Source organism: Bordetella sp. N (genome assembly GCF_001433395.1).
GTDB lineage: Bacteria > Pseudomonadota > Gammaproteobacteria > Burkholderiales > Burkholderiaceae_B > Bordetella_C.
This window is the reverse complement of record NZ_CP013111.1, coordinates 6647786-6666085: the sequence shown is the minus strand read 5'-3', so window position 1 is coordinate 6666085 and position 18300 is coordinate 6647786. Positions and strand designations below refer to the sequence as shown.

General features: G+C 65.1%; 15 protein-coding genes. 6 read left to right on the top strand and 9 right to left on the bottom strand.

Annotation, left to right across the window (positions count from 1 at the left end):
* Positions 1-10: 10 nt before the first annotated feature.
* On the bottom strand, positions 11-916 hold the full coding sequence (locus tag ASB57_RS28780; RefSeq protein WP_057655404.1) for a LysR family transcriptional regulator: 906 nt from the start codon (positions 914-916) through the stop codon (positions 11-13).
* A gap of 304 nt (positions 917-1220) precedes the next feature.
* Between ASB57_RS28780 and ASB57_RS28775 the strand changes: the two genes are divergently transcribed.
* The 4 genes from ASB57_RS28775 to pagP all read left to right on the top strand — a co-directional run bounded on the left by ASB57_RS28775 (position 1221) and on the right by pagP (position 4984).
* Positions 1221-2270, top strand: coding sequence for a YeiH family protein (locus tag ASB57_RS28775; RefSeq protein ID WP_057655402.1), 1050 nt, complete (start codon positions 1221-1223; stop codon positions 2268-2270).
* Positions 2271-2400: 130 nt separating this feature from the next.
* Entirely contained in the window at positions 2401-2814 is a 414-nt protein-coding gene (locus tag ASB57_RS28770) for an acyl-CoA thioesterase (RefSeq protein ID WP_057655400.1), read from the top strand.
* A gap of 12 nt (positions 2815-2826) precedes the next feature.
* Positions 2827-4296 (top strand): magnesium transporter, encoded by a 1470-nt coding sequence (gene mgtE / locus ASB57_RS28765; RefSeq protein ID WP_057655398.1) that lies wholly within the window; start codon positions 2827-2829, stop codon positions 4294-4296.
* A gap of 154 nt (positions 4297-4450) precedes the next feature.
* Positions 4451-4984 (top strand): lipid IV(A) palmitoyltransferase PagP, encoded by a 534-nt coding sequence (gene pagP / locus ASB57_RS28760; protein WP_057656530.1) that lies wholly within the window; start codon positions 4451-4453, stop codon positions 4982-4984.
* Positions 4985-5015: 31 nt separating this feature from the next.
* Here pagP and ASB57_RS28755 read toward each other — a convergent pair whose 3' ends face one another.
* Positions 5016-5624, bottom strand: coding sequence for a gamma-glutamylcyclotransferase (locus ASB57_RS28755; protein WP_057655397.1), 609 nt, complete (start codon positions 5622-5624; stop codon positions 5016-5018).
* Positions 5625-5852: 228 nt separating this feature from the next.
* Between ASB57_RS28755 and ASB57_RS28750 the strand changes: the two genes are divergently transcribed.
* On the top strand, positions 5853-8177 hold the full coding sequence (locus ASB57_RS28750) for a molybdopterin-dependent oxidoreductase (protein ID WP_057655395.1): 2325 nt from the start codon (positions 5853-5855) through the stop codon (positions 8175-8177).
* Here the strand turns inward: ASB57_RS28750 and ASB57_RS28745 are convergent.
* From ASB57_RS28745 to ASB57_RS28735, 3 genes are all read right to left on the bottom strand, one after another.
* On the bottom strand, positions 8172-8891 hold the full coding sequence (locus ASB57_RS28745) for a VOC family protein (RefSeq protein ID WP_057655393.1): 720 nt from the start codon (positions 8889-8891) through the stop codon (positions 8172-8174). The genes ASB57_RS28750 and ASB57_RS28745 overlap by 6 nt on opposite strands.
* A gap of 35 nt (positions 8892-8926) precedes the next feature.
* Positions 8927-11665 (bottom strand): preprotein translocase subunit SecA, encoded by a 2739-nt coding sequence (secA, locus tag ASB57_RS28740; RefSeq protein WP_057655390.1) that lies wholly within the window; start codon positions 11663-11665, stop codon positions 8927-8929.
* Between the two features lie 198 nt (positions 11666-11863).
* Entirely contained in the window at positions 11864-12901 is a 1038-nt protein-coding gene (locus ASB57_RS28735; RefSeq protein WP_057655389.1) for a M23 family metallopeptidase, read from the bottom strand.
* A gap of 39 nt (positions 12902-12940) precedes the next feature.
* On the opposite strand from ASB57_RS28735, the gene ASB57_RS28730 reads away from it, so the two are divergent.
* A complete protein-coding gene (locus ASB57_RS28730; RefSeq protein ID WP_057656529.1) occupies positions 12941-13432 on the top strand; it encodes a DciA family protein in 492 nt (163 codons plus the stop codon).
* Between the two features lie 80 nt (positions 13433-13512).
* On the opposite strand, the gene lpxC is transcribed toward ASB57_RS28730, so the two are convergent.
* The 4 genes from lpxC to ASB57_RS28710 form a co-directional block, all read right to left on the bottom strand.
* The gene (lpxC, locus tag ASB57_RS28725; RefSeq protein ID WP_057655387.1) at positions 13513-14436 is read right to left on the bottom strand and encodes a UDP-3-O-acyl-N-acetylglucosamine deacetylase; all 924 of its coding nucleotides are present in this window, start codon (positions 14434-14436) and stop codon (positions 13513-13515) included.
* Positions 14437-14686: 250 nt separating this feature from the next.
* Positions 14687-15883 (bottom strand): cell division protein FtsZ, encoded by a 1197-nt coding sequence (gene ftsZ / locus ASB57_RS28720; RefSeq protein WP_057655385.1) that lies wholly within the window; start codon positions 15881-15883, stop codon positions 14687-14689.
* Positions 15884-16238: 355 nt separating this feature from the next.
* Entirely contained in the window at positions 16239-17465 is a 1227-nt protein-coding gene (ftsA, locus tag ASB57_RS28715; RefSeq protein ID WP_057655383.1) for a cell division protein FtsA, read from the bottom strand.
* A 4-nt stretch (positions 17466-17469) separates the two neighbouring features.
* On the bottom strand, positions 17470-18288 hold the full coding sequence (locus ASB57_RS28710; RefSeq protein WP_057655381.1) for a cell division protein FtsQ/DivIB: 819 nt from the start codon (positions 18286-18288) through the stop codon (positions 17470-17472).
* Positions 18289-18300 lie beyond the last annotated feature (12 nt).

Here is an 18300-nt window from a genome sequence, read left to right as displayed (position 1 = left end):
GACCGCGCGTTCAGGCAGCGGCCACGTCGGCCGCGCTCTGGCATAGCTGCAGGAACAAAGCTGCGGCGCGGGCCGGGGCACCTGCGTGGGGTAGAAGGATGCTCAGGGTGCGCGTCAGGCCCTGGGACGCCGGATCGCCCCCGATACGCAGTGCTCTCAGGGAACCGTCTTCGTGCCGCATCGACATGGCGGAGACGAAGCCCACGCCCAGGCCGGCGCGCACGGCCTGTTTGACCCCCTCCACACCCGCCAGCTCCAGCGCCACTTCCGGCGCCAGCTGCGCGTGCGCGAAGGCCTGTTCGACCAGGCGGCGCACGCCGGAGCCCGGCTCCCGCATCACCAGAGAGCAACTGGCCAATTGCGCCAGGGTTGCGCTGCGTCCCTGGCCCAGGGGATGGTCGGCGCGCACCACCGCCACCACTTCGTCCTGGCGCCAGGCATGGGCTTCGGTGTCGGCGGGCAGATTCGCCGGCACCTCGCCTTCGATGAAGGCCATGTCCAGAAGAGGAAGCCGCTGCACGATCTGCGCGGTATTTCCGTCCGAGAGATGCAAGGTGACGGCGGGGTGGCGATGGCGGAACTCCGCCACCAGGGCGGGCAGCAGGTAGCTGGCTGGCGTCGTGCTGGCGCCCAGGCGCAGGGTGCCTGAAGCGACGTTACGCCAGTCGTCGCGGACGGCGCGGGCCTGGCCGTAGGCCTGACGCAGTTGGCGCGCCTGCTCGGCCAGGCGTTCGCCGGCGCTGGTCAGCACCACGCCATGACCGCGGCGCCGGTAGAGCGGCTCGCCGAACCATTCCTGTAGCGCCTTCAACTGGCCCGACACCGCCGGCTGCGACAAATGCAGCAGCTCGCCGGCCCGGCTGATATTGCCGGCGTCGGCGACGTAGGCGAAGGTAAGTAGCTGTTCCGGCGTCATGGACGGCCCTATTAAGAGTGTTTCGACGACAACGCTGCTGCGCCAGCCCCGCGGCAAGACCCGCCCGTTTACGCGCCGGGCGCAGCCCCGGCACGCCCCGCCCGTCCACGCGCCGGGCGTTAGCCCCGGCGCAGCCCGGCCGGCTGCCGCGCGGCAGCGTGGCAGCCAAAGCAGCGCACGCAGCGCACGCTGCGCACAACGATATCAGAATCCCCGATATTACATATCCAATAATGCCATTTTTCAAATATCGACAAGCGCTCTAATATTTCTTCCAGTTATTTATAAATAAATAAACCATCTCATGTCCTCCACTGCCCTCCCCCTCCCGTCCCCCTGGCGCGACAAGCTCAACGGGGTGTTGTTCGTAGGCCTCCTGGCAGCCGCGGTCGTGCAGCTGGCCGACCTGCCGGTGATCCGCGGATTGGGCTTCTCCCCCCTGGTGGTGGGCATCGTCTGCGGCATGATCTACGGCAACTTCCTGCGCGGCACCATGCCCGCGGACTGGGGCGTCGGCGTCAACTTCACCGCCCGCAAGCTGCTGCGTATCGCGGTGGCGTTCTACGGCCTGAACATCAGCATCCAGCAGATCGCCGCCGTCGGCCTGCCCGGCCTGGCCGTCTCCGTATCCGTGGTGGTCGGCACCCTGGTCCTGGGCACCGTGGTCGGCCAGCGGGTGTTGGGCCTGGACCGCGATACCGCCATGCTGACCTCGGCGGGCAGCGCCATCTGCGGCGCGGCCGCCGTGCTGGCCTTCGAGCCCACCCTGCGCGCCCAACCCCACAAGAGCGCGGTGGCGGTGGCCACGGTGGTGCTGTTCGGCACGCTGTCCATGTTTCTCTACCCGGTGTTCTATCACGCCGGCTGGCTGCACTTCGACACCCAGGCACTGGGCATCTACATCGGCGGCACCGTGCACGAAGTCGCCCAGGTCGTCGGCGCTGCCAGCAATATCGACCCCGCCACCACCGAAGTCGCCACCATCGTGAAGATGACCCGCGTGGCCTTGCTGGTCCCGGTGCTGCTGGTTCTCGGCATGTGGTTGCGCGGCAGCCGCGCCAACGCGGATGGCGCCGCTCCTGGCGCCCCCGCGGCGAAGCTGCCCGTGCCCTGGTTCGCCGTCGGCTTCCTGGTGCTGGCCATCATCAACTCCCTCGGCGTCATTCCCGAGCAGGTCATCACCGTCGCCAAGCGCCTGGACGTGTTCGCCCTGACCATGGCCATGACCGCCCTGGGCATCGAGACCCGCTTCAGCCAGATCCGCAAGGCCGGCCCCCGCGTCCTGGCCCTGGGCCTGATCCTCTACGCGTGGCTGATCTTCGGCGGCTACGCCATCGTCAAGCTGGCAACCTGACTGGCAAGTTGACGCTTGGACGCGACGCCCCGTCACCGGGGCCCGTCCTCCACAAACGGGTACGCATTTTTCCTGCATAATCGGCCGGTTGTCCAAAGTTGTCCCTAGTTGTTCGTTTGGAACCGGCCTTATGACCTCCAGCAGCAAGCTTCAGCACTCGAATTCCCTGCCCAAGGATCGCGAACCGGCCCTACGCGTCATGCCCCTGCCGGCCGACGCCAACGTGCACGGAGACGTCTTTGGCGGCTGGATCATGGCCCAGGTGGATATCGCCGGCTCCATCCCGGCAGCCCAGCGCGCCGCCGGTCGCGTCGCCACCGTTGCGGTCAACTCCTTCCTCTTCAAGCAGCCCGTCTTCGTCGGCGATGTCTGCAGCTTCTACGCGGAAATCGTCAAGACCGGCACGACGTCGGTCACGGTGTCGGTCGAGGTCTACGCACAACGCCGGCGGCTGGACGCCGAAATCGTCAAGGTCACCGAGGCCACTCTGGTCTACGTCGCCACGGACGACGCCCGCCGCAGCCGCCCCCTGCCGGCCCTCTGACGGATTCCACGCATGACGGAAGCCGCCGCGACCAGGCCAGCCCCCACCCCGCGGCGCCTCGACCCCGAGGATGCCCAGCACGCACTGGCCGAAGTCCATGAACTGCTGCGCCGCCAGGAGGTGGTGGCCAATCTCGTCCATCGCCAGGAAGAAGGCGACGACAAGGCCGACCTGGTCGAACAACTGGTCCAGCGCCAGCACGAAGCCGAGCTGAAACTCCTGGTCGACGGCCTGCATCCGTCCGACATCGCCTTCATCCTGGAGTCGTTGCCCAAGGACGAACGCCAGAACGTCTGGCGCCTGGTCAGCCCCGAGCACGACGCCGACGTCCTGCTGGAAGTCGAGGACTGGGTCCGTGAATCGCTGATCGAGGCGATGGACCGCCAGGACCTCGTGGCCGCTACCGGCAACCTGGACGCCGACGAGCTGGCCGACCTGGCCCCCGACCTGCCGCCCGACGTGGTGGCCGAGGTGCAAAAAGGCCTGACCGAGGAAGAGCGCGCGCAGTTGCTGGAAGCCCTGGGCTATCCCGAAGACAGCGTCGGCGCCATCATGGACTTCGAGATGGTCCGGGTCCGCGAAGACGTGACTCTTGAAGTCGTGCTGCGCTACCTGCGGCGGCTGCATGAACTGCCCGACCACACCGACCAGATCTTCGTGGTCGACCGCCAGGACAAGCTGCAAGGCATCCTGCCCTTGTCCACCCTGCTGGTCAGCGAACCGGAAACCGACGTCCGCGAAGTCATGACCACCGACTACCTGTCGCTGGCGCCGCTCGATTCCGATGCCGACGCCGCCGGCGCGTTCGAGCGCTACGACCTGGTCTCGGCGCCGGTGGTGGACGATCAAGGCCGCCTGATCGGCCGCGTGACCATCGCCGAAGTGGTGGACGTGATCCGTGAAGACTCGCAGGAGCAGGACCTGTCCCGCGCCGGCCTGCAGGAAGAGGACATCTTCGCGCCGGTCAAGATGGCCTTGCGCAACCGCGCGCCCTGGCTGCTGTTCAATCTCTGTACGGCCGCCACGGCGTCCTTTGTCGCCTCGCGCTTCGAAGACACGGTCAGCCATATCGTCATCCTGGCCTTCCTGATGTCCATCGTCGCCGGCATCGGCGGCAACTCGGGCAATCAGACCATGACCATGATCATCCGCGCCCTGGCGATGGGCCGGATCACGGGCCGTAACCTGTGGCAGCTGGTCAAGCGCGAGCTGCTGGTGACGTTCCTGGTGGGCCTGTGCGGCAGCGTGGCGGCGGCGGGCTTCGCCTGGGCCATCTCCCGCTCGGCCTCCATCGCCCTGGTCATGATGGCGGCGATGATCTGCAACATGTTGGTGGGCGCTTCCTTCGGTGTCCTGGTACCCATGGTGCGGGCCCGTTTCGGCAAGGACCCCGCCATCGGCTCTTCCGTCCTGCTGACCTTCGCCACCGATTCCCTGGGATTTTTCATCTTCCTGGGACTGGCCACCATCTTCCTGCTGTAATCCCTTCCTACGCACCTCCGCGGACATTTTCACCTTGTCCGGCGGCGCGTGGCGGCTTACCCTGACGCTGTGTCGTCATGCTGTTGTCATGCAACAGAGGGGGAGCATCGCCTTGCCTATCCTACCGACTACCGCCCGCGTGCGCCGCCACGCCATGGCGTTCGCCGTGGCCACCGCGGTCTCCGCCGCTACGCTTCCAACGACCGCCACGGCCTGTGACAGCATGCCCAGCTGGGTCCAGTTCGGCTGCAATCGGGCCGACCAGATCTGGACCGAAGGCAACAGCGATCTGTATCTAAGCGGCTGGGCCTGGCATAACCGCAATCACTACGCCCCGTCCACCATCAGCCGGTTTCGCGAATTCGCGGTAGGGGGCGGCTACGGCCGCAGTCTCTATGATTCCGATGGCGACTGGCATGGCGTGTACGCCATGGCCTTCCTCGATTCGCACAGCAACGTCCAGCCCGTGGCGGGCTACGGTTACCAATACGTCGGTCACTTTGCTGGCGATTTTCGTCTCGGCGCGGGCTACACGCTGTTCGTGACGGCGCGCAAGGACATGATGCACTACATCCCTTTTCCTGCCGCCCTGCCACTGGTTTCCATGGGCTACAAGCAGGCGAACATCTACGCCACCTACATTCCAGGCGGCAATGTGCTGTATATGTTTGCGCGATGGTCGTTTTGAATCGACCATTTCCCGCGTTCCCGCCCTCCGCTCAGCAGATGGGCAGCAGCCGGCGCACCAGCGCGCCCAGGCGGCAATCCTCGATACCGTTGTCGCGCAAGGCCTTGTCGGTTTCAACCACGTATTCGAGGCAGGCGCCCGAGCGGCCGACCGCGGTACGAATGGCGGCCACGCGGCTTTCTTCGGTCAGTTCGCCGGCGTAGTTGGCGCAGCCGCGATTGAGCACGAACACCAGGCCACTGACCTGGCCGGCGTCGCTGTGGCAGTTGAGCCAGCGCGGCGTGTAGGCACTGTCTATCATCTCGCGCTCCCACAGGGCCGCGAAGGCCTGCGGGACGTCGGCGGCGGCCACCCGGAAGGCGACGCCGCGGCAGCAGCCGCCCCGGTCCAGGCCGAAGACCAGGCCGGGAATTTCACGTGAGCCGCGATGATGGTGGGACCACAGGCAGAGGGAGCGGTGGTAGCCCTTGACGGTGGTGATGCGGCGTTCCTGCCAGGCGAAGCCCGGGCGCCAGATCAGCGAACCGTAAGCAAAGACCCACAGGTCGTCGGTGCCGTTCCAGTGCCGCAAGACACTGTCCAGGGACTCATGCTCCGGCTGCGCCGGGAGGCACGGTAAAGCAGAAACCACCGCCGACATATTGAACCTATTGGTATGCCCGTTCGCTCCGTTCGGGTCAGTGAGTATCCTAAACCCACGCCAGGGAAAAAGGCTCGCAGGATGACGGTGGCGTGACGGCCTGAAATAAAAATCGCGTCCCCGTTGCTGGGTCACAACGAAAAATTTTGCTCTCCGCCCCGGGAAGGACCTTAAAAGGGCTTACGCCGCCGGATAACAAGGCCATGGGATCTGGGCGACAATGCGCGCATGTCCGCCATTACCCGCCACCCCACCCTGTCGCATTGGGGCGCCTACACCGCCCTGGTCCAGGATGGCCGCCTGGTCGCCTGCGAACCCTTCCCGCAAGACCCGGCCCCCTCCAGCCTGATACACGCCATGCCGGCCATGGTCCATTCGCCCCTGCGCGTGCGGCGGCCGGCGGTGCGCGAGGGCTGGCTGCGGGAACGCGGCGGCGCGCAGGGCAAGACGCGCGACACCAGCGGCCGGGGCAGCGACCGCTATGTGGAGGTCGACTGGGATCAGGCGCTGCGTCTGGTGCATGAGGAACTGCAACGGGTACGTTCCGAGCACGGCCCCCATGGGGTCTTCGGTGGCTCCTACGGCTGGGCCTCCGCCGGGCGGGTACATAGCGCCATCACCCAGACCCATCGCTTTCTTTACGCCGGCGGCGGCTGCGTTGAACAGGCCGGGAATTACAGCTGGGGGGCCGCGCAATTCCTGCTGCCGCATGTGATCGGCACGTATCGGCCGCTGACGGGCCGGGTCACCGACTGGAACAGCGTGGCGGGTCACACCGACCTGTTGCTGGCCTTCGGCGGCATGCCGCTGCGTAACGCGCAGATGATCGCCGGCGGCGCCGGCGCCCACACGACCGAACAGTGGCTGCGCCGCACGGCCGAACGGGGCGTGCGCTTCGTCATCGTCTCGCCCACGCGCGGCGACGTACCGCCCTGGCTGGACGCGGAATGGATTCCTATCCGCCCCAATACCGACGCGGCCATGATGATCGCCATGGCCCATACCTTGTTGGCGGAGGGCCGCCACGACGAGGCGTTCCTGCACTCCCATTGCGAGGGTTATGCCGCCTATGCCGCCTACCTGCGCGGCGACGGCGATGGCCAGCCCAAGGACGCCGACTGGGCCCAGGCGATCTGCGGCGTCCCCGCCGCCACGATCCGTGCGCTGGCGCGCGCCGCGGCCGGCTGCCGCACCTTGATCAACTGCACGTGGTCGCTGCAGCGCGCCCATCGTGGCGAACAGCCTTATTGGGCCAGCATCGCGCTGGCGGCCATGTTGGGGCAGATCGGCCTGCCCGGCGGCGGTTTCTCTTTCGGCACCGGCTCGATCAACAGCGCCTCCAATCCCAGGCCGGACGTGGCCGGGCCCGAGATGCCCGACCTGCGCAACCCGGCGTCACGTTCGATTCCGGTGGCCCGCATCGCCGACATGCTGCTGGCCCCGGGCGCCGAATACCAGTTCAACGGCCGCGCCGGCATCTATCCGGACGTGCGCCTGGTCTATTGGGCTGGCGGCAATCCCTTCCATCATCACCAGGACCTGAACCGTCTCGAACGCGCCTGGCGCAAGCCGGAAACCATCATCGTGCACGAAAGCTGGTGGACCCCCACCGCCAAGCGCGCGGATATCGTCCTGCCTGCCACCACCACGCTGGAGCGTAACGACATCGGCGGCTCGACGCGCGACCGCTACGTCTTCGCCATGCACCAGGCCCTGCCGCCGCAGGGCCAGAGCCGCAACGACTTCGATATCTATCGCGAGCTGGCGGCACTGGGCGGCTTCGAAGCCGAGTTCACCGAGGGCCGTGACGAAATGGCGTGGATACGCCACGTCTATGCCCGCATGGCCGAGCGCTGGCGCAAAGGCGCCATCGCCGTGCCCGACGCGCCGCCCTTCGAAGCCTTCTGGGAACAAGGGCATATCGAGATCCCGGAAGGAGATCGGGACTTCATCCTGTTCGAGGACTTCCGCCGCGATCCGGCGGAGCACCCGCTGCAGACGCCTTCGGGCCGCATCGAGTTGTATTCCCAAAAGGTGGCGGGCTTTGCTTATGCGGATTGCCCGCCGCATCCGTGCTGGCTACCGCCCGCCGAATGGCTGGGGGCGCCCGCCGCGCGCCAGTGGCCGCTGCACCTGATCACCAGCCAGCCGGCGGATCGCCTGCATTCCCAGCTGGATCCGGCGCCGCAATCGCGCCGCCACAAGATTCAGGGCCGTGAACCGGTACGCATCCATCCCGGCGACGCGGCGGCGCGCGGCATCGAGGATGGCATGGTCGTTCGTGTGTTCAATGCACGCGGGGCGTGCTTGGCGGGAGCCATCCTGGATGACGATGTCAGCCCTGGCGTGCTGGTGATGTCGACAGGCGCCTGGTTCGATCCGGGCAAGGACGTGGAACGGCACGGGAATCCGAACGTGTTGACGCTGGACATCGGAACGTCGCAACTGTCGCAGGGCACCAGCGCGCTGTCGGCCCTGGTCGAGATCGAAGCGTGGACGGGCCCGGTGCCTGAATTGCAGGCGTACGTCGCGCCGTTAGCCGGCGACCTATAGCCCGATATCGAGCGTGTAGTGGCTGCCCGCGCGATTTTCCAGGGTCAGCGCCACCAACCCCGGCTGGCTCGCCGCCGCGTCCTGCGCGACATGCAGCCGCACATTCCCCAGCAGCACGTCCCAGCCCTCGCCGGCCGCTTCCACCGGCACGTCCGCGACGCGGGCGATGACCTCGGCGGTGGCGCGCGCGTCCGGCGAACGGGCGTCGATGCGGGTCACTGACGTCGCGCCATTGGCGTGGTCCATCAGCGCCGGCGTCCATACATACTCCGGCGTGATGTGACGGCAGAAGTACATGCGGATGCCGGGCACGGGCTGCTCGGCGAAACGCACGGTATGGAATTGGGCCTCGACGACCTGGCCGTCGAACTGCGCATCGCGCTTGAGCACCTGCACCGGATTGACGGCGAAGCCGGCATCGCGCAGACGCTCATAGGTTGCCTGCGCGTCGTTGGTACGCAGCACCAGCGCTTCCAGCCCCAGCGGCGAGTCGGCGATTTCCTTGCGCGCCGGCGGTTTGCCGGGCGGCCAGCCCAGCAGCTCGATATACGCGCTTTCCAACACGATCAGGCGGTTCCACGACCCCAGGTTGTGGATCGCCGTGTCGCTGAGGGTATAGCCCTGACGCTCGAAGTGCGGCGCCAGTTCTTCCAGGCGATCGCGCACCATGATCACGGCGTGATCGAACTCAGTACGTCCTACCGCATGCAACATGGCTGCCTCCTCCGATTCGTCCGGGCCGGCGCTGGTCAGACCAGCTTGCCGTGGCACTGCTTGTACTTCTTGCCGCTGCCGCAAGGGCAAGGGTCGTTACGTCCCACCTTGGGCAAGACGTTGCGCTGCGGCGCCTGGCCCTGCTGGTCATCGTCCTGACCAGCCAATGCCTCGTCGTAGTCCGAGTGGTGATACTGCACGTTCTGCACATGCGACTGCGCGGCTTCGGCTTCCGCTTCGGCAACCTGCTCCTGCGACTGCACACGCACGGTCATCAACACCCGCACGACGTCGTCGCGAATGCGGTCGAGCATGCCCGAGAACAGCTCGAAGGCTTCGCGCTTGTATTCCTGCTTGGGATTCTTCTGCGCATAGCCGCGCAGATGAATGCCCTGACGCAGGAAGTCCAGCGACGACAAGTGTTCACGCCAGTGCTGGTCGATAGCCTGCAGCATGATGGAGCGCTCGAACTGGCCCCAGGCTTCCGTACCGACCTGGCCCGCCTTGGCGGCGTACAGCTCGCGCGCTGCCTGCAAGACCCGCTCGTGCAGGTCTTCGTCGGTCAGGTTGGGTTCCTTTTCCAGGATGTCGGCCAAGGGCAGTTCCAGCTGCCAGTCGCCTTCCAGCGTGCGCTGCAGGGCGGGGATATCCCATTGTTCCTCGACCGACTCGGCCGGCACGTAATTGCGGAACATTTCCGTGACGGCGGCATCGCGCAGGTTTTCCACGGTTTCGCTGACCGAGGAAGCTTCCAGCACGTCGTTACGCTGGGCGTACAGCACCTTGCGCTGGTCGTTGGCGACGTCATCGTATTCCAGCAATTGCTTGCGGATGTCGAAGTTGCGGCCTTCCACCTTGCGCTGCGCGGTTTCGATGGAACGCGTCACCATACCGGCTTCGATAGGCTCGCCTTCCGGCAGCTTCAGCCGTTCCATGATGGCGCGCACGCGATCGCCGGCGAAGATGCGCATCAGCGGATCTTCCAGCGACAGATAGAAGCGCGAAGAACCCGGATCGCCCTGACGGCCGGCACGGCCGCGCAACTGGTTGTCGATACGGCGCGACTCGTGGCGTTCGGTACCGATGATGCGCAGGCCGCCAGCGGCCTTGACCTGCTCGTTCATCGGCTTCCATTCGCCGCGGATCTTGGCGATGCGGGCTTCCTTCTCGGCCTCGGCCAAGTCGGGATCCGCACGCACCAGGTCGACCTGCTTGTCGACGCTGCCGCCCAGCACGATGTCGGTACCACGGCCCGCCATGTTGGTGGCGATGGTGATGTGGCCCGGCTTGCCGGCTTCCGCCACGATTTCCGCTTCACGGGCGTGCTGCTTGGCGTTCAGCACTTCGTGCTTGAGCTTGGCGCGCTGGAGCAGACTCGACAGCAGTTCGGAGTTCTCGATGCTGGTGGTGCCGACCAGGACCGGCTGTCCACGCTGGTGGCAGTCGCGGATGTCTTCCAGGATGGCGTTGAACTTTTCGTCGTTGGTCTTGAAGACCTGATCGTTCTGGTCCTTGCGGACCATGGGCTTGTTGGTCGGAATGATGACCGTTTCAAGCCCGTAGATTTCCTGGAACTCATACGCTTCCGTGTCGGCCGTGCCGGTCATGCCCGACAGCTTGTCGTACATGCGGAAGTAGTTCTGGAAAGTGATCGAAGCCAGCGTCTGGTTTTCGTGCTGGATCTTGACGCCTTCCTTGGCCTCGACCGCCTGATGCAGGCCATCGGACCAGCGGCGACCCACCATGAGACGGCCGGTGAATTCGTCGACGATGACCACTTCGCCGTCCTGCACCACGTACTGCTGGTCGCGGAAGAACAGCGTGTTGGCGCGCAGGGCGACCATCAGGTGATGCATCAGTGCGATATGGCGCGGCTCGTACAGCGACTCGCCTTCCGGCAGCAGGCCCAGGCGGGCCAGGATCTGCTCGGCGTGTTCATGCCCGGCTTCGGACAGGTAGACCTGCTGGCTCTTTTCGTCGACCCAGTAGTCGCCTTCGGGTTCCGGTTCCTGCGGCTTCGGCTCGGCCTGCATGCGCGCGAGCAGCGGCGGCACCGCGTTCATGCGGATATACAGCTCGGTGTGATCTTCGGCCTGGCCAGAGATGATCAGCGGCGTGCGCGCTTCGTCGATCAGGATGGAGTCGACTTCATCGACGATGGCGTAGGACAGCTCGCGCTGGCGCCGGTCCTCGATGCGGTACTCCATGTTGTCGCGCAGGTAATCGAAGCCGAATTCGTTGTTGGTGCCGTACGTGATGTCGGCGGCGTAAGCGGCTTTCTTTTCCTCATTGGGCTGCTGCGGCACCACCACCCCGGTACTCATGCCGAGGAAGCGGTACAGACGCCCCATCCACTCGGCGTCGCGCCGGGCCAGATAGTCGTTGACCGTCACGACATGGACGCCGCGGCCGGACAAGGCATTCAGATATACCGGCAGCGTCGCCATCAACGTCTTGCCTTCGCCGGTACGCATTTCGGCGATCTTGCCGTTGTGCAGCGTGATACCGCCCAGCATCTGCGCGTCGAAATGGCGCATGCCGAAGACCCGTTTGCCGGCCTCGCGCACCACGGCGAAGGCTTCCGGCAACAGGTCGTCCAAAGACGTGCCCTGCTTGTAGCGATTGCGGAACTCGTCGGTCTTGGCGGCCAGCGCTTCGTCCGACAAGGCAGAGATGCTGGATTCAAAGCCGTTGATCTGGCTGACGGTTTTGCGGAATTGCTTCAGCAACCTGTCGTTGCGACTGCCGATGAGTTTCTTGAGCAGAAAAAGCATGCGTATTGGGGCCGCCCGCCAGGCCTCCCCTGGGGAGACGCCCGCCGTGCGGCGATCTTTTAGTTGGTGGAGCGGACGCGTCCGCTGGCAAACGATCGAGTGTAACGCACCTGGGGACAAAGCCCTGGCGCGGTGTGACAGGAATGTCACGCCATGTCGGTCAGGCCGGTTTCCCGGCCTATGGCGTGCCTGCCACGATCAGCCGCCCTTGGTGGACGGCGTGGCGGCCAGGGCGGGCGGAGCGGTCGCGGGCGGACCGAGGAAGAGTTTGGGGTCGAGCGGCTGGCCCGCCAGACGGACTTCGAAATGCAGGTGCGATCCGGTGGAGCGGCCGGTGGACCCGACGCGCGCGACGAGCTGGCCGCGTTCGACCACGTCGCCTTTCTTCACCAATAGTTCCGACGCATGCGCGTAGCGCGTGCTCATGCCGTCGCCGTGGTCGATTTCCAGCAGCTTGCCGTAGCCGTTTTCCGAACCGGCTTCGGTGACGACGCCGCCGGCGGCGGCCAGGATGGGCGTGCCCCGCGGTGCGGGAAAATCCACACCTTCATGCATGGCGTAGCGCCCCGTCACCGGGTTGCGCCGCCAGCCATAGGAGGAACTCAGATAGCCGAAGCCATCCACCGGCATCGAGGTGGGCAGCCTGGCCAGATCGCCGGAGCGGCGCGACAGCGCGGCGTCCAGCATGTCCATCGTGCTGGACTGCGCGGAAGCATTGACCAGCAGGGCATCGAGCTGGCGACCGAGGGCCTGGGCCGATCCCGGATCCAGCGAGGGCGGCTCGCGATCCGTGAAATTGTCGTCCATGACGCCATCGGCTTGCGGATCGGCCGCGCTCATCAGCGCCGGCTTGCCGTCCGCCCCGGCATTTTGCCCGGAGGCGTCGGCCACCGTGACCTTGCCATCGCCCTGCGGTTCGATCAGGGTCACACCGGCCGCCGTCGCCAGGCGCCGGCTCAGGGCATCGATGCCGATCATCTTGGCCTGCAAGGCGCCTACGCGCCCTGCCAGCATATTCAGGTTGTCGCGCACGAAGGCCGCGTTGCGGATGGCCTGCTCGGAGGCCAGCGGGGTGATGTCACTGCCGGCTTGCGGCTGGGGCAGCGCCAGGTTGCGGTACATGGACGCGCCATATGCCCCGATCATCGCGGCCAGGGCCAGCAGGGTTCCCATCAGGAACGCCAGGCGGCCGCCACCGAGGGTCAGGTGCCCGTCCGAATTTCCGCGGGCATGCATAATGACTATCTTCAAAGCTCGCTATCCTTTCTGTCCGGCATGAAAAAACCTCCATACCGTCGTCCGCGTTCCGCGCCGGGCCGCCAGCAGGCTACCCCGCTGGGATGGCTGGGACATGACAATCATGCCGCCAGCATGCTGGCCACCGTTCGCCTGCACATGCAGATTCAAGCTGCCGTGGCCAAGATCCTACCGCCGGCGCTGGGCGAAGTGTGCCGCGTGGCACGCATTGAAACCGATAAATTGCAACTCGCCGTCCCCAGCGCCGCGCATGCGGCGAAGCTGCGCCAGATGGCGCCGCGCGTGGCTCAGGCACTGTCGGCCGCTGGCTGGCAGCTCAACGAAATCTCCGTCAAGGTGCAAGCCGGCATGAAACCGCCGCCCCCGCCGCCACCGCCGCGCGAAGCCGCGCCGCTGGATGATACGGCCCTGGAGGCATTCGCCACCCTGCAGAAAAACCTGCGGCCAGGCAAGCTGGCCGATGCAGTGGCGCGTCTGCTGAAACATCACAAGCCGACGTCGGAGTCCTAGCGTCCGCCGGGAGCAAAATGCCGGCGGCGACCGCGTACGGTCAATTCAGGTCAGTCTGGGACGGCTGATCAGGCCACCGATCAGGCCAGCTTCCACTCGTAGCGGAAGGCCTTGGGCGCCGCCGCCTGCGATTCATAGGTCACCAGTTCCCAGCTTTCCTGCTGGGCCAGCAGCGCGCGCGCCAGCTGGTTGTTCATGTAGTGACCGGACTTGCACGCCACGTAGCGGGCCACCAGGGGCTTGCCGAGCAGATACAGGTCGCCGATGGCGTCGAGGATCTTGTGTTTGACGAACTCGTCGTCATAACGCAGGCCGTCACTGTTCAACACGCGGTATTCGTCCATGACGATCGCGTTGTCGAGGCTGCCGCCACGGGCCAGGCCCATGGAGCGCAGCGTTTCGACTTCGTTGACGAAGCCGAAGGTACGGGCACGCGCGATTTCGCGCGTGTACGAATGCGTGGCGAAATCGATCTCGGCGAAATTCGCCGTGGAATCGATGGCCGGATGGCGGAAGTCGATCGAGAAGGCCAGCGCGTAACCGTCGTGCGGTTCCAGGCGGGCCCATTTCTCGTTGCGTCCTTCGCCTTCGCGCACTTCGATAGGCTTGAGCACGCGGATGAAATGCTTGGGCGCATTCTGTTCCACGATGCCGGCCGAGCGCAGCAGATAGACAAAGGTTGCAGCGCTGCCGTCCATGATGGGGACTTCTTCAGCGGTCAGGTCCACGTGCAGGTTGTCGATACCCAGGCCGGCCAGGGCCGACATCAGGTGTTCGACGGTGGAGACCCGCACATTGCCCTGCTGCAGCACCGACGCCATACGCGTATCGCCGACCCCGGTCGCTGTCGCGGGCAGATCGACGACCTCGGGCAGGTCGATGCGGTGAAAAACGATACCCGTGTTCGGCGCAGCAGGGCGCAGGGTGAGCTCCACCCGGCGACCGGAATGGACGCCTACGCCGGTCGTTTTGACCAGATTTTGAATGCTGCGCTGACGGAACATGGGAATGAATCTTATTTTTTGAGAACAGGCCGGCAAGATGACCGCAGATGCCGCCTTAATCCCAGGAGTGTAACCCTATTGCAATGCAGCGACAAACCGGACGGGAGCAATAGCCAAAACGGAAACCGGCAAAAGCTCAACATGCGTCCCTGATTGACGCGCGGCAGGGTGGAATTCCCCTCTTCCCTACCCGCCGGGAAGCGGGTAGGGAAGAGACTAGGGAGTTTGGAGCCGTCGGATGAGGATTAGTTCAGTCCGCCTGCTTGCGCAGGAATGCCGGAATGTCGAAGTGATCCATACCCGAGCTTTCCAGCGCCCGCACCTGAGCCGATGCCTGGCTGCGCGGATTGCGCATCACCGACGGCATGTCCAGATTGCGGTAGTCGCCCTGGGGAGCGGCGCCGCCGGTGTGCTGCATGCCACCCATCGGCATGTTGTCGGTGCCGGTGCGCAGCACTTCAGCCGTGCTCTGCACCAGTTGCGGACGGCTGGCGGCACGGCCCAGGCCGGTGGCGACCACGGTCACGCGCAGGTTTTCACCCATCGACTCGTCATAGGCGGTGCCGAAGATCACGGTCGCGTCGTCCGATGCGTAGCCACGGATCGTTTCCATGATCTCGCGCGTTTCGCGCATCTTCAGCGAGCGGCTGGCGGTGATGTTCACCAGCACGCCGCGAGCGCCGTGCAGGTCGATACCTTCCAGCAGCGGGCAGGCGATGGCGTGCTCGGCGGCGACGCGGGCGCGGTCGGCGCCGGCGGCGCTGGCGGTGCCCATCATGGCCTGGCCCTGTTCGCCCATGATCGTCTTGACGTCTTCGAAGTCGACGTTGACGTTACCTTCGACGTTGATGATTTCCGCGATGCCGGCGCAGGCATTGTGCAGAATGTCATCGGCCGACTTGAAGCAGTCTTCCTGCGTCGCGTCTTCGTCCATCAGGTCGTACAGGTTTTCGTTCAGCACCACGATCAGCGAGTGAACGTGCTTGGCCAGTTCGCCGATGCCGTCTTCGGCCATCTTCAGCCGCTTGTTGCCTTCGAACGTGAACGGCTTGGTGACGACGCCGACGGTCAGGATGCCCAGTTCCTTGGCGACTTCAGCCACGACCGGACCCGCGCCCGTACCCGTACCGCCGCCCATGCCCGCGGTGATGAACACCATGTGGGCACCGTTGAGCGCGGCGCGGATTTCTTCGCGCGCGGTTTCGGCCGAAGCACGGCCTTGTTCCGGCTTGGCGCCGGCGCCCAGGCCGGTACGGCCCAAGCGGATCTGCACGGGCGCGTTGGTCGCCGCCAGTGCTTGAGCGTCAGTATTCGCGCAGATGAAATCCACACCATTGACGCCGTTACGGATCATGTGCGCGACGGCATTGCCGCCCGCGCCCCCAACACCAACCACCTTGATTACGGTGCCTTTGGTGCTGTTATCTAGCATTTCAAAGTTCATCATGATTGACGACTCCCTCAAGTCTTAAACGCAAATCACACGAAATATCCCGATGCCGCTTTCTATGTGAATCGCCTCAAAGCCGATGCCGGTTCTATGACCCGCAACGGGTTTGAAGCGCCTCCGTCAGCGCACCGCTTACGATCCTGGCGCGCCCCGGGTATCGGCGACAGCCCGCTACCCTTTTCGTACTGCTAAACCATTACTGCCCGACTACTACAAAACCAAGTGCCATGCAGTCTGCTACCAACTCACAAATGCCGCCACTACTAAATGATGCTAACTACTAAATACTTACCAACAACTCGCCGTTCTCATGAACGCTGAACGTTGGACACGCTCCCTTACCGCGCGTTCATCAATTCATGAACCACTCTTTCATACGCGTCAGCAGGCTCTTGAAGTTACCTGTCTGCGCGGCCACCTTGCGACCGCGCACGCGCTGCATGCGCGCTTCTTGCAGCAGACCCATGACCGTCGCGAAGCGCGGATTGCGCATGACGTCGGCAAGGCTGCCTTCGTACTCGGGCACCGCCACGCGCACCGGCTTCAGGAACACGTCCTCGGCCAACTCCACCATGCCAGGCAATTGCGCGGAACCACCCGTCAGCACCACGCCCGACGCCAGCAGATCTTCGTAGCCGGAGTCGCGCACGACTTGCTGTACCAGAGTGAACAGCTCTTCAATACGGGGCTCGATGACCGCGCCCAGCGCCTGCCGCTTCACCAGGCGCGGACCACGATCGCCCAGGCCCGGCACTTCAACGGTTTCATCGGGGCTGGCCAACACCTGCTTGGCCACGCCATAACGCAACTTGATTTCTTCCGCGTCCGGCGTCGGCGTGCGCAACATGGCGGCGATGTCGTTGGTGATCTGATCGCCCGCGATCGGGATCACCGCGGTGTGGCGGATCGCGCCGCCAGTGAAGATCGCCACGTCGGTGGTGCCGCCACCGATGTCCACCAGCACCACGCCCAATTCCTTTTCGTCCGCGGTCAGGCAGGCCAGGCTGGATGCCAACGGTTGCAAAATCAGGTCCTGCACTTCAAGGCCGCAACGGCGCACGCACTTGACGATGTTCTGCGCGGCGCTCACCGCGCCCGTCACGATATGCACGCGCACTTCCAGCCGCAGGCCGCTCATGCCGATCGGTTCGCGGATGTCTTCCTGGCCGTCGACGATGAATTCCTGCGTCAGCACGTGCAGCACTTGCTGGTCGGTCGGAATGTTCACCGCCTTGGCGGTTTCGATCACGCGGGCGACGTCCGTGGACGTCACTTCCTTGTCCTTGACCGCCACCATGCCGCTGGAATTGAAGCTGCGGATGTGGCTGCCGGCGATGCCCGTGTAGACGTCGCGAATCTTGCAGTCCGCCATCAACTCCGCTTCTTCCAGCGCGCGCTGGATGGAGTTGACCGTGGTCTCGATATTGACCACGACGCCCTTGCGCATGCCACGCGACTCGTGCTGGCCCAGGCCCAGCACCTCGAAGCGGTTCTCCGGCAGGATCTCGGCGACCACCGCCACCACTTTACTGGTGCCGATATCGAGGGCGACGATTAGGTCCTTGATGTCACGGGTCATGTTGTCAACGCTTTTTGGGGATGGGTTTCGGTTTCGGTTTTTCGGGCTCGGGGAGCGGCGCCAGCGCCAAGGCAAAGCCATTGGGATAGCGCAGATCGGCTTGCAGTACCGCTCGACCCTCCAGTTTCGGCAACAGCGCCGGCCAGGCCTGCACGAACCGTTGAATGCGCGCCGCGAAGGGCAGCGCGCCAGGCGGGCCGTTGGGATCCGGCGCATCCGCGCCAGGATCGCGGCCCAGATCCAGCAGCAGGCCGTTGGACAGCTTGGCGCGCCAGGCATAGCGCGCGCTCAGATCCAGTTCCTGCACATGCATGTCCAGCGGCGCGAACCAGCGCGCCAGTTCGGCATAGCGCTGCACCACCAGGCTTTCGCTGCCATCGGGCCCCGAGAAATGCGGCAACGCTTCCTCGTCGTCCAGCTCGCCCGTATTGGCCGTGAACGATTCGCCCCAGGTGTTGATCATCTGGTTCTCGTTCCACAGCGCCAGCGGCTGCTGCTCCTCGATGCGCACGCGCAGCGTGTTGGGCCAGATGCGGCGCACGGAGGCATGCCGCACCCAGGGCACCGACTCGAACAGCTCGCGCGCGTTGTCCAGGTTGACCGTGAAAAAGTTGCCCACCATTTCGCCAGCCAGCGTCGCCCGCACGCTCGCAGGCGACACATAATGCAGTTGCGAATCCGGCATGGGCTCCAGTTCGATGGCAGCCAGATTGAAATAGGGCCGCTTGGCCAACCACACGACCCCGCCGGCCAGCATGGCCAGCACCGCGCACACGGCCAGCGTGTTCGCGATGAGGTTGGTGGTGCGAGCGTCGTTCCACACGGATCTTCCAGG